The organism is Halogeometricum sp. CBA1124, from assembly GCF_009741955.1.
Taxonomy (GTDB): Archaea; Halobacteriota; Halobacteria; order Halobacteriales; family Haloferacaceae; genus Halogeometricum; species Halogeometricum rufum.
In genome coordinates, this window is record NZ_WPCD01000149.1 from 1 (window position 1) to 9258 (window position 9258).

Consider the following 9258-nt stretch of genomic DNA (forward strand, 5'->3'; position numbering starts at 1 on the left):
TCTCCCGTTCGACGCCGTCGAGCGTCGCGTCCGTCGCCGCGCCGACGGCCTCGACGGCGGCGACGTGTTGCGGTCGGAGCCCCCGGTTCGGTCGGCCCCCGCGGACGTTCTCGACGCGAATCGCCTGCCCCGTGAGAGCGGACAGCGAGAGCGCGGTTCGGACGAGTTGGCCGCCGCCGTCGCCGCCGTCGAGTTCGAGCATCTATCGGACGACGGTGACGGGGACGGTGGCGCGCTGGACGATGCTCTTGGCGACGCTGCCGACCATCCCCTCGACGCGGCGGGAGAGGCCGCGGTGGCCGACGACGATGCCGTCCACGCCGTTCTCCTCGGCGTGGGACGGAATCGTCTGCGCGGGGTCGCCCCACAGCATCACCGTCTCGACGGAGACGCCGGACTCCCGGGCGCGTCCCTCGGCGGCCGCCAGTATCTCCTCGCCGCGTTCCTCGGCGGCGTCGGGGTCCTCTCGGTACATCTCGTCGCCATCTTCGGCGACGACTCTGGGTTCGACCGAGTAGACGACCGACAGCGTCGCGTCGAGACGCGTCGCGAGCATCAGCGCGTGGTCGAGTGCCTTCTCCCCGGGTTCAGAGCCGTCGACGGCCACGACGTAGTGCATCGTTTCACCGTCTGCAATAGGGCGGCGGGGTGCTTATGTGTGGCTGTGGCACGGGCGCGCCAATCCCGTCGCTGCCCCGCGGTACGGGTGCAGGTACGGATGCGATGGGTTCGCGGAGAACGACCGGACGCCTCAGTGGACCAGTCGGCTACAGGTGCCGCAGAGGTGTTCCTCCTTCACGTCCACCTCGCGGACCGTGGGGGAGAAGGACATGACGCACTTCGAGTTGTCGCAGTGTTCGAGTCCGAGCGTGTGGCCGATTTCGTGGACGACTTCCTTCCGGACTCGGTCGGAGAACACCTCGGCCTGCGGCTTGGTCGAGATGCCGCCGTCGGAGGACGTCTGGAGCCGGTACGTCGAGATGACCGACCCGTTTCCGTTGAGATAGGCGAGTCCGAAGACGTAGTTTCGACGCCGGTAGTAGAGGTCCTGCGCCGTGATACCGATGTTCTTCTCGCCGCTGCCGACCCGACTCGCGAGTTCGATGAACTGCTCCGCTCGATACTGGTTCCGGCCGCGGTCGAACGCGCCTTCGGGGATGGACTGCTCGCTGTGGACGGTGACGTCGCAGTCGTAGACGCCGCGGAGGGCCGCAGAAGCCTCGCGCTTCACCTGCGCAGGGAGGTCCCCGATAGGCACGATATCGACAAGCATGAAAGTTGTTAAGCGGGGCGGTGTCATAAATATCCCGCCGTGGAATCCCCAGTTCGAGACGCTCTTACTGCACGTCTCTCGGAGTACGAGCGACTCACGGAGGTCGGGGTCGGCCGCCGTCCGGCGGTGGCCGTCGCCCTCGCCGCCGCCGGGTCGGCGGTGACCGTCACGGACGTCCACCCGTTCGATGTTCCCCCCGAACTCCGCTTCGTCGAGGACGACGTCGTGGCCGCGAGCGAACGCGCAGACCCCGGCCCGGCGTACCACGCCGACGCCGTCTACGCGCTGAACCTCCCGCCCGAACTCCACCGGCCGGTCCGCGACGTGGCCGCCGCCGTCGACGCGGACTTCCTGTTCACCACGCTCGGCTTCGACGCGCCCGCCGTCCCTTGCGACGCCGAGACGCTGGCCGACGGCGCCGAGACGCTGTACGTCGTCGCCTGCGACGACCGTCCGAAAGGACAACGCTAACGGTTCCGCCCCGCCGCCTCTCGGTATGCACGCAGACGCAGTCGTCCTCGACGTGGACGGCGTCCTCGTCGACGTGGCCGACTCCTACCGCCGCGCAATCGTCGAGTCGATAGCGCGCCTGTACGACCGGACCATCGACAAGGCCGACGTCCAGCGGTTCAAGGACGCCGGCGGCTTCAACAACGACTGGGAACTGACGGACGCCGCCGCGCTCTGTCTCCTCGTCGACGACCGAGCGCCGATGTCGGTCGCCGAGTTCACCGACCGCATCCACGACCGCGGCGGGGGACTCGCCGCCGCCGAAGCCGTCGCCGAGGCCCACCTCGACTCCGACGACCACGCGGCCGTCCGCGAGGCGTGGGACCGCGAGGGCCTCCGCGAGGCGTTTCAGGCGCTCTACCTCGGAACGGACCGCTACCGCGAACTGGAGGGCGGGGACCCGCCGTTCGAGGCCCCGGGCTACATCCACGACGAACCGGTCATCGTCGAGGGAGAGACGCTCGACTACCTCACCTCCAACCACCGCGTCGGCGTCCTCACCGGCCGCCCCGCCGCCGAGGCGGACATCGCCCTCTCGCGCGCCCGTCTGGCCGTCCCCGAGGACCACCGGTTCACGATGGACGACTGGGAGGAGGGCAAGCCCCACCCCCGCGCTCTCACGACGCTGGCGGACCGCCTCGACGCCGAGAGCGTCGTCTTCGTCGGCGACACCCTCGACGACGTGCGGACCGCCGTCAACGCCGCCGAGGCGGACGCCGGCAGGACGTACCACGGCGTCGGCGTCCTCACCGGCGGCCTGACCGGCGAGGCGGGCCGCGAGAAGTACGAGGCGGCGGGCGCGGCGGCCGTCGTCGACTCGGTGAACGACCTGCCGGACCTGCTGACCGCTCAGGAGTGACCGGTGGGCGTGAACAGGCGTACATTTAGGCCGACGGCGGCCCGACCCGAGAACATGGACGCGCTTCGTCTCGAACGACTCGTCTGGGCCGCCCTGTTCGGTCTGGTCGTCGCGGCACCGCTCGGGTTCTTCCTCGCGCCGGACCCGACGGGTTTCGTCCCGTTCGCCCTCGCTGCACTCGCGTTCGTCGTCGCCGTCCCGCTGGTGTTTCGCGCGTTCGCGTTCGCCGCGTCGCCGACGGCCGAGGCGGGCGACGTGACCGCGCGGTTCGCGTCGTTCTTCGTCGTCTCGTTCACCCTCCGACTGGGCCTCGACGCCGTCGCGTCGGCGGACTCGCCGGTAACGTCGTCTCGCTCGCGGCCGGGTGGCTCGCCGCGACGTACGCGGCGACGCGACTGAACCCGCGCCGCTGGGGTCGGGGAGGTGTCTCGACGTGAGCGACACGCTCTCGCACCTCACGCGGTTTCTGGTCGTGATGTTCGCCGTGGACGCCCTCGGCCTCGGCGTCTGGGCCATCCTGCCGGCGACGGCGGGGATACGGCAGTACGTCCTGCTCGGGACGCTCGTCGTCGCGCCCCTGATAGCCTTCCTCGTCACGTACGGTCCCGAGTTCGAGTCGCCGTGAGGGCTGGCGGTCCGGGTCCGCCGCCTCGCCGGAGACGGCGGCAGACGCGCCCGGTCACGCAACGCTTTACCTGCCGCCGTCCGCAGTCGATAGCATGCGAATCGCACTTCTCGGTGGGACCGGCGACATCGGCGAGGACTCGCCCTGCGCTGGGCCTACCACACGGACCACGACGTGGTCGTCGGCTCGCGCGACCCGGACAAGGCCCGCGCGAAGGCCGACGAGTACGAGACGGAACTGTCGAGTCGCGCGCGACGTGAAGGTCAACGGCTTCGCCAACGAGATGGCCGCCGACCGGGCGTCTATCGTCGTCCTCGCGGTGCCGCCGTACCACGTCGCCGACACCGTCGAGGCAGTCTCGGACAGTCTCGCCGAGGGCGACGTGCTGGTGACGCCCGCGGCGGGCATCAAGCGCGACGACGACGGCTTCCACTACCACCCGCCGGGCGCCGGTAGCGTCACGCAGTTGGTCGCCGACCCCACACCCCGAGGGCGTCGCCGTCGTCGGCGCGTTCCACAACCTCGCGGCGGGCCGCCTCGCGGACCTGGACGCCGAGTTGGGCATCGACACCCTCGTGGTCGGCGACGACTTCGACTCGAAGGACATGGTGATGCGACTCGCAGAGGAGATACCGGAACTCCGCGCCCTCGACGTGGGCGGCATCGCCAACGCCGCGGAAGTCGAGTCGCTCACGCCGCTTCTCATCAACGTCGCCCGGAACAACGACGGCATGCACGACCTGGGCGTGCAGTTTCGGTAGGCCGCCGGTCGGCGCTCCGCCGGCGACTGTCGGTCGGCGACGTCGGTCTCTGCGGGGGCTTCGGTCCCGGCGACGGCCCCGGCTACGACAGTTCCGACCGCGGCACCGTCGCCGCCTCCCCGTACAGCGTCTTCGCGACGAGGGCGCCGACGACGAGGACCAGTCCGACGCAGGCCAGATACTCCACGCGGAACCCGACTATCTCGACCAGCGGCACCGCGACGAGGGGGCCGAGCGTCGACCCGAGGTCGCCGAACACGTTGTAGACGCCGCCGAGTTTGCCCACGTCGTCCGAGGGGCTGAGGTCGCCGAGGTACGCGAGCAACGGCGGGTTCGACCCGCCGACGCGACGCGACGAGGGCGACGGCGACCAGCGTCGCCGCGAGCGTCGGGACGAGGGCGAGGAGGGTGAACCCGGTGGCGAGCAGTCCGAGTGCTGGCAGCGTCAGCGCCGCGCGGTTCGAGAGCCGGTCCGAGTAGCGACCGACGACGAGCGTGGTGAGACTCGACGCGACGACGGCGACGGCCATGACGACGCCGCTGACGCCCGTCTCGGACAGCACGCCGATGCTGATGTCGTGCGCGCCGGCGTAGAGGACGGCCGTCGAGAGGAGGACGCCGGCGAACAGGAACCGGACGGCGAAGTTGACCGCGCCGACGGTGAAGATGCGCACGTCCGTCCGGACGAGTTTCGGCACCTCGCGCAGCGAACTCGTCGCCGAGACGTCGGTGCGAACGTTCGGGAGGACGAACGCGACGACGGCGGCGGCGAACAGGCCGGCACAGCCGGCGACGAGGAACGCCTCCGAGTAGCCGAGGGCGTCGGTGACGAGGCCGCCGACCACGAGTCCGGCCGGGAAGCCGAGGCTCTGGCCGCCGCGCATGTAGCCGACCCACTTGCCGCGGTTCGCCGCCGTCGTGACGTGCGTGATGGTGCTGAACGCGCCGACGAACACGAACGCGGAGCCGACCCCCCCAGACGGCCCGCGAGAGGACGAACACCGTCGCGCTGTCGAGGGGGACGACGGCCGCGTGGAGGCCGAGGACGTAGCCGAACGGCGCGAGTCCCTGCCCGACGAAGCCGGCTATCATCGGCCGGCGCGTCCCGTACCGGTCCAGCACCTGCCCGGCGGGCGTGTTCATCACCAGTCGAGTGAAACGGTTGGTCGAGAGGATGAGGCCGACGAGGAACGGCGAGATGCCGAGGATGGGTCCGAGCGTCGGGAGCGTCGGGAAGGCGACGCCCGCGCCGACGCCGCCGAAGAACACGCCGGCGATGAGGCTCCCGGCGACGAAGCGAACGCTCGGTTCGTCGCCGCCGAACCACCGACTCACGTCCCGCCCCCTCGGTGTGTCGCGCTCGGGCGAGACCGAGCGCTCGCGGCAGTCGCCGGCGGGGTTCTCGTGGACGCCATCCTGACTGGCTGTGGAGTCGGCGACCCGCCTCTTGGTGCTTTGGAATCGGGCGTTTCCGTCCGCGACTCCGCTCGAGAGTCGGGTCGGTCGGACACACCGCACGACCCGCGAACCGACGGTTCGAGCGGGGTCAGTCGTCCGCGAGAGTCTGCCGAATCTCCGCGGCGGTCTCGCGGTCCTCGACCATCAGGATGAACTCTCCCTCCCACTCGCCCTCGGCGATGTCCGCCGCGAGACGCGCCGAGACGCCGAACCGGTTGACCGTCTCGCCGTCGTACCGCAGGACCACCTCGAACGGGTCGGGGTCTTCGCCGACGCCGGCCGCGCGAAACGCCTCGCTCACCTCGGCCGCCGTGGCGTCGGCGAGGACGACCGGCAGGCCGTACCCGCCCGACCGCTGTTTCTGCACCTCGCCGACGCGCGACACGCCGGCCCCGGTGAACAGCGTCCGGTCCGTCTCCGGGCCGACGAGGCGCATCTCGACGCTCGCCGGGTCTGCGGCGTCGGCGGTCGGCGTTCCGCCTTCGTCCGTCTCGGTTCTCGAACCCGATTGCGCCGTCGCGTCGTCGTCGGTTTCCAGTCCCGCGGCGGAGCATCCCGCGAGGAGGGCTGTCGCTGTCGTTCCGAACAGTCCGAGCGTCGCACGTCTGGAGGGCGGCATACGCTCACCTATCGAACATGTCTACAAAGTTCTTGTGTGCTCGGAGTCGGGCGTGCTCGGGAGTCCGTCAGAAGCGGTCCCGCAGTTCGGCGCGCAGGTCGTCCAGCGAGGCGCCCTTCATCGAGAGGAGGACGAGCAGGTGATACACGAGGTCGGCGCTCTCGGCCAGCAACTCCTCGGTGTCGTCGTCCTTCGCCGCGAGGATGGCCTCCGTCGTCTCCTCGCCGATCTTCTCCAAGACGTAGTTCTCGCCCTTCTCGTGGGTGAACAAGGTCGTGGTGTACGAGTCGTCCGGCAACTCGGCCTTCCGCGCCTCGATGGTCGAGAACAGGGCGTCGAGCACCGCGTCGGAGTCGGATTCATCGGTCATACCGGTGCGTGGGAACGTCGCGAGAAAACGGTTCTGACTCCCGAACGACGGCGCGAGCGTGCGAGACGAGCCTCAGTCCGCGGCCTCGGCCTCGATTCGGTCGAAGAACGCCAGGTCGTGCAGGCGACTGTCGTCGGTCAGTTCGGGGTGGAAGGAGGTGCCGACGACGGGACCCTGCCGCACGGCGACGGGCGTCCCCTCCCACTCGGCCAACACGTCGACGCCCTCGCCCACCTCGTCGATGAGGGGGGCGCGGATGAACACCGCCGGGAACGGGTCGTCCATCCCCTCGACGTCGAGGGGAGCCTCGAAACTGTCCACCTGTCGGCCGAACGCGTTCCGGTCGACGGTCACGTCTAGCAGGTCCAGCGTCTCCACCCGGTCGTCCTTCGCGTCCCGGGAGGCGACGATGAGTCCGGCGCACGTCGCCAGCACGGGTTTGCCGGCGGCGACGTGGTCGCGTATCTCTTCGTCGATGCCCTCGCGCTTCAGGAGGCGCGAGATGGCCGTGGACTCGCCGCCGGGGACGAGAAGCACGTCGCAGTCGGGGACGTGGCCGGACTGACGAATCTCGACGACTTCGACCGGTTCTCCGTGGGCCTCGGCCGCGCGACGGATGGCCGCGGCGTGTTCGGACACGTCGCCCTGCACGGCGACGACGCCTGCGCGTAACATACGTGCCCGTCGGTGTCCGGGGGTGAAAAAGTGAACGTTCGGCCGGCGTCGCACCGACTACGAGGACGTGCGTTCGGGAGGTCCGGGGACCGGTTCGGCCGTTCAGAACGCGACGGCGTTCAGGACGAGGACGCCGACGCCGAAGAGGAGGCCGAACGCGACGACGCTCTTGGGGTCGAGACGGATGGCGTTGCGGTCCTCGGCGTCGAAGTACCGAACGAGACCCGCACTAGACATCAAGCCACCGCTGTTCTGTCCGCTGCTCATGGCAGTCACTCCGCCTCCCCTTCGCCTAAACGTTTCGACTCTGGCCGAACGGGGGTGGGTAAGAAACCCTTATGCGCAGGGCTCGGTAACGACCAGAGGGATCACGATGACCGTTCGACTCAAGGACTTCTACGCCGACTGGTGCGGGCCGTGCAAGACGCAGGACCCGATTCTCGACGAACTCGAAGCCGACTACGCGGACGTCGAGTTCGAGAAGGTCGACGTAGACGAACAACAGGACGTGGCCAACGAGTATCAGGTTCGCTCGCTCCCGACGCTCATCGTCGAGAACGACGACGGCATCGTCGACCGATTCGTCGGCGTCACTCAGCGAGAGGACCTCGAAGACGCCCTGCAGAAGGCGGGCGCGTAACCGGTCACGACCGTTCTCTCGACGCTTCGCCCGTGCGATCAGCGACCGCGACGCGTCACGCCCCGGGTCGGGCGTCCGCGGTGGCGCCGTGCGGGCCCCGTCCGCGCCAGACGCTCTCGCAAGCGTTATACGGGCGGCTGGGGAACTGACGTGTATGCCAACCAACGACGCCGCGACCAAGCGAACGCTGGAGAAGCAGATCTGCATGCGCTGTAACGCGCGCAACCCCGCGCGTGCGAAGGCCTGCCGAAAGTGCGGCTACAAGAACCTCCGTCCGAAGTCGAAGGAACGCCGCGCCGCGTAATCGGACGCCCTTTCTCTCCATCTTCCGCCGGCGTAGCGGCGCGTCCGGGTCGCTCAGTCGTCGGGGTACTTCGGTTCGCGCCGTTCCGCGCGTGAGAGCGCCCGCTCTATCACGTCCCGCACGGAGTCGCCGTCCGGGTCCGAGCGGAACACGTCGCCGTGGCCCGCGTACAGTTCCGCGACGGTGTCCGGCATCCGTCTGAGGAGAGTTCGGAGGCTCTCGACGAGGCGTTCGCGCGACTGGCCGGGCATGTCCGTCCGGCCGAAACTGCCGTCGTCGAACGCGCCGTCGTCGTGGACGACGACGTCGCCGCTGAACACGCGCGTCTCGCCGACGAGGGAGACGTGGTCGGAGGCGTGACCGGGTGTGTACACCACCTCGAACGTCTCGTCGCCCATCCGGAGTTCGTCGCCGTCTTCGAGTTCGCCGGTCCGGCGCGGGTGGTCCGCGTACGCGTACAGGTCGGCGTCGAAGGCGTCGAGGACGGCGTCGAGTTCGCCGACGTGGTCGGTGTGCTGGTGCGTGAGGACGACGGCGTCCAGCGCGTCGGTGTGCTCGGCGACGACGTCTTCGACGCCGGGCATCGTCCCGGCGTCTACGAGCACGTTCCGTTCGCCGAGGACGAGATACGCGTTACAGGTGAACTGTTCCGCGCCGTCGGTGACCGTGACGATTTCCATGGATGCCCGTACGGCCGCGCGAAGAAAAACCCCCACCGACTCGGCACGGTCGCCCGTCCCTCCGACGCACCCAATCGCCGCTCGACCGTATATTTCCGATGTTCAATCTGTGAACAAAATTCTCACCTGCGTATCATTTTTCCGTCTGAGCCGTCTACGTCGACTCGTATGGGATTTGGGAGCTACGACGAGTCCGAGCAGGAGAGTCAAGACTACGACCAGGACCTTGACGAGAACGACGGCGTCGCAACCTCGGAGAACGACCACAAGGGCGAGGTCGAGTTCGAGAACGGCGCGTCGAACGAGGAACTGCTGGACCGTCTGCAAGAGATCAAGGACGACTGACGGGGCGACGTGACGCCGCCGGTCAAGTCGGGCGCGCGCGCACTCGGCGTCGCCGAGTCGTACGAGGACGGGGTCGGGTCCGAGAGCGTGCTCTGTGGTGCAGTCGTCCGCGCGGACCGCGTCGTCGACGGCGCGGCCT

Annotated in this window: 16 protein-coding genes and 3 pseudogenes; 10 read left to right on the forward strand and 9 right to left on the reverse strand. The window is 69.2% G+C overall.

The features are described 5' to 3' along the window. From GJ632_RS15520 to GJ632_RS15530, 3 genes are all read right to left on the reverse strand, one after another. The coding region (locus GJ632_RS15520; protein WP_305037687.1) for an RNA 3'-terminal phosphate cyclase at positions 1-202 on the reverse strand (202 nt) is incomplete at its 3' end. Further along, on the reverse strand, positions 203-619 hold the full coding sequence (locus GJ632_RS15525; protein WP_191453433.1) for a universal stress protein: 417 nt from the start codon (positions 617-619) through the stop codon (positions 203-205). It abuts the gene before it with no gap. Between the two features lie 132 nt (positions 620-751). After that, positions 752-1273 carry an archaemetzincin family Zn-dependent metalloprotease gene (locus GJ632_RS15530; protein ID WP_089804506.1) on the reverse strand — a complete coding sequence of 174 codons (522 nt, stop codon included), beginning with the start codon at positions 1271-1273 and terminating at the stop codon, positions 752-754. Between the two features lie 39 nt (positions 1274-1312). Here GJ632_RS15530 and GJ632_RS15535 point away from each other — a divergent pair, with 39 nt between their 5' ends. The 5 genes and pseudogenes from GJ632_RS15535 (at position 1313) to npdG (ending at position 4028) form a co-directional block, all read left to right on the forward strand. After that, complete coding sequence (locus tag GJ632_RS15535; RefSeq protein ID WP_343161210.1) at positions 1313-1744, forward strand: UPF0146 family protein; 432 nt, start codon at positions 1313-1315, stop codon at positions 1742-1744. Between the two features lie 25 nt (positions 1745-1769). Then, positions 1770-2642 carry a TIGR01548 family HAD-type hydrolase gene (locus GJ632_RS15540; RefSeq protein WP_191453434.1) on the forward strand — a complete coding sequence of 291 codons (873 nt, stop codon included), beginning with the start codon at positions 1770-1772 and terminating at the stop codon, positions 2640-2642. A gap of 54 nt (positions 2643-2696) precedes the next feature. Beyond that, complete coding sequence (locus tag GJ632_RS15545) at positions 2697-3041, forward strand: hypothetical protein (RefSeq protein WP_231751597.1); 345 nt, start codon at positions 2697-2699, stop codon at positions 3039-3041. A gap of 34 nt (positions 3042-3075) precedes the next feature. Beyond that, on the forward strand, positions 3076-3267 hold the full coding sequence (locus GJ632_RS15550; RefSeq protein WP_089804514.1) for a hypothetical protein: 192 nt from the start codon (positions 3076-3078) through the stop codon (positions 3265-3267). Between the two features lie 94 nt (positions 3268-3361). Next, a pseudogene (gene npdG / locus GJ632_RS23945) lies at positions 3362-4028 on the forward strand (NADPH-dependent F420 reductase). Between the two features lie 82 nt (positions 4029-4110). Here npdG and GJ632_RS25490 read toward each other — a convergent pair. Further along, a pseudogene (locus GJ632_RS25490) lies at positions 4111-5306 on the reverse strand (MFS transporter). Between GJ632_RS25490 and GJ632_RS23960 the strand changes: the two are divergent. Then, complete coding sequence (locus GJ632_RS23960; protein WP_231751599.1) at positions 5203-5448, forward strand: hypothetical protein; 246 nt, start codon at positions 5203-5205, stop codon at positions 5446-5448. The pseudogene GJ632_RS25490 and the gene GJ632_RS23960 sit on opposite strands and share 104 nt — an antisense overlap. 126 nt (positions 5449-5574) lie before the next feature. Here GJ632_RS23960 and GJ632_RS15565 read toward each other — a convergent pair whose 3' ends face one another. The 4 genes from GJ632_RS15565 to GJ632_RS15580 all read right to left on the reverse strand — a co-directional run bounded on the left by GJ632_RS15565 (position 5575) and on the right by GJ632_RS15580 (position 7417). Continuing rightward, positions 5575-6105 carry a hypothetical protein gene (locus GJ632_RS15565; RefSeq protein ID WP_089804521.1) on the reverse strand — a complete coding sequence of 177 codons (531 nt, stop codon included), beginning with the start codon at positions 6103-6105 and terminating at the stop codon, positions 5575-5577. Positions 6106-6172: 67 nt separating this feature from the next. Next, positions 6173-6475: a phosphoribosyl-ATP diphosphatase gene (hisE, locus tag GJ632_RS15570; RefSeq protein ID WP_089804524.1), complete on the reverse strand. Its 303-nt coding sequence runs from the start codon at positions 6473-6475 to the stop codon at positions 6173-6175. Positions 6476-6547: 72 nt separating this feature from the next. Continuing rightward, positions 6548-7150: a pyridoxal 5'-phosphate synthase glutaminase subunit PdxT gene (gene pdxT, locus GJ632_RS15575; RefSeq protein WP_191453436.1), complete on the reverse strand. Its 603-nt coding sequence runs from the start codon at positions 7148-7150 to the stop codon at positions 6548-6550. 102 nt (positions 7151-7252) lie between these two features. Then, the gene (locus GJ632_RS15580; protein WP_089804528.1) at positions 7253-7417 is read right to left on the reverse strand and encodes a preprotein translocase subunit Sec61beta; all 165 of its coding nucleotides are present in this window, start codon (positions 7415-7417) and stop codon (positions 7253-7255) included. Positions 7418-7523: 106 nt separating this feature from the next. On the opposite strand from GJ632_RS15580, the gene GJ632_RS15585 reads away from it, so the two are divergent. After that, the gene (locus GJ632_RS15585) at positions 7524-7790 is read left to right on the forward strand and encodes a co-chaperone YbbN (protein WP_089804530.1); all 267 of its coding nucleotides are present in this window, start codon (positions 7524-7526) and stop codon (positions 7788-7790) included. 154 nt (positions 7791-7944) lie between these two features. Beyond that, positions 7945-8094 carry a 50S ribosomal protein L40e gene (locus GJ632_RS15590; RefSeq protein WP_089804532.1) on the forward strand — a complete coding sequence of 50 codons (150 nt, stop codon included), beginning with the start codon at positions 7945-7947 and terminating at the stop codon, positions 8092-8094. Between the two features lie 53 nt (positions 8095-8147). On the opposite strand, the gene GJ632_RS15595 is transcribed toward GJ632_RS15590, so the two are convergent. After that, a complete protein-coding gene (locus GJ632_RS15595; RefSeq protein ID WP_089804534.1) occupies positions 8148-8774 on the reverse strand; it encodes an MBL fold metallo-hydrolase in 627 nt (208 codons plus the stop codon). Between the two features lie 168 nt (positions 8775-8942). On the opposite strand from GJ632_RS15595, the gene GJ632_RS15600 reads away from it, so the two are divergent. Beyond that, the gene (locus GJ632_RS15600; RefSeq protein WP_089804535.1) at positions 8943-9119 is read left to right on the forward strand and encodes a DUF5786 family protein; all 177 of its coding nucleotides are present in this window, start codon (positions 8943-8945) and stop codon (positions 9117-9119) included. Between the two features lie 9 nt (positions 9120-9128). Beyond that, a pseudogene (locus GJ632_RS25495) lies at positions 9129-9258 on the forward strand (DUF99 domain-containing protein); the annotation flags it as partial.

Excerpts from the sequence above, each read along its gene's own strand:
- GJ632_RS15525 (WP_191453433.1), bottom strand. The coding sequence starts at position 619 with ATGCACTACGTCGTGGCCGTCGACGGCTCTGAACCCGGGGAGAAGGCA.
- GJ632_RS15530 (WP_089804506.1), bottom strand. The coding sequence starts at position 1,273 with ATGCTTGTCGATATCGTGCCTATCGGGGACCTCCCTGCGCAGGTGAAG.
- GJ632_RS15540 (WP_191453434.1), top strand. The coding sequence starts at position 1,770 with ATGCACGCAGACGCAGTCGTCCTCGACGTGGACGGCGTCCTCGTCGAC.
- GJ632_RS15545 (WP_231751597.1), top strand. The coding sequence starts at position 2,697 with ATGGACGCGCTTCGTCTCGAACGACTCGTCTGGGCCGCCCTGTTCGGT.
- GJ632_RS23960 (WP_231751599.1), top strand. The coding sequence starts at position 5,203 with ATGAGGCCGACGAGGAACGGCGAGATGCCGAGGATGGGTCCGAGCGTC.
- GJ632_RS15565 (WP_089804521.1), bottom strand. The coding sequence starts at position 6,105 with ATGCCGCCCTCCAGACGTGCGACGCTCGGACTGTTCGGAACGACAGCG.
- hisE (WP_089804524.1), bottom strand. The coding sequence starts at position 6,475 with ATGACCGATGAATCCGACTCCGACGCGGTGCTCGACGCCCTGTTCTCG.
- pdxT (WP_191453436.1), bottom strand. The coding sequence starts at position 7,150 with ATGTTACGCGCAGGCGTCGTCGCCGTGCAGGGCGACGTGTCCGAACAC.
- GJ632_RS15580 (WP_089804528.1), bottom strand. The coding sequence starts at position 7,417 with ATGAGCAGCGGACAGAACAGCGGTGGCTTGATGTCTAGTGCGGGTCTC.
- GJ632_RS15585 (WP_089804530.1), top strand. The coding sequence starts at position 7,524 with ATGACCGTTCGACTCAAGGACTTCTACGCCGACTGGTGCGGGCCGTGC.
- GJ632_RS15590 (WP_089804532.1), top strand. The coding sequence starts at position 7,945 with ATGCCAACCAACGACGCCGCGACCAAGCGAACGCTGGAGAAGCAGATC.
- GJ632_RS15595 (WP_089804534.1), bottom strand. The coding sequence starts at position 8,774 with ATGGAAATCGTCACGGTCACCGACGGCGCGGAACAGTTCACCTGTAAC.
- GJ632_RS15600 (WP_089804535.1), top strand. The coding sequence starts at position 8,943 with ATGGGATTTGGGAGCTACGACGAGTCCGAGCAGGAGAGTCAAGACTAC.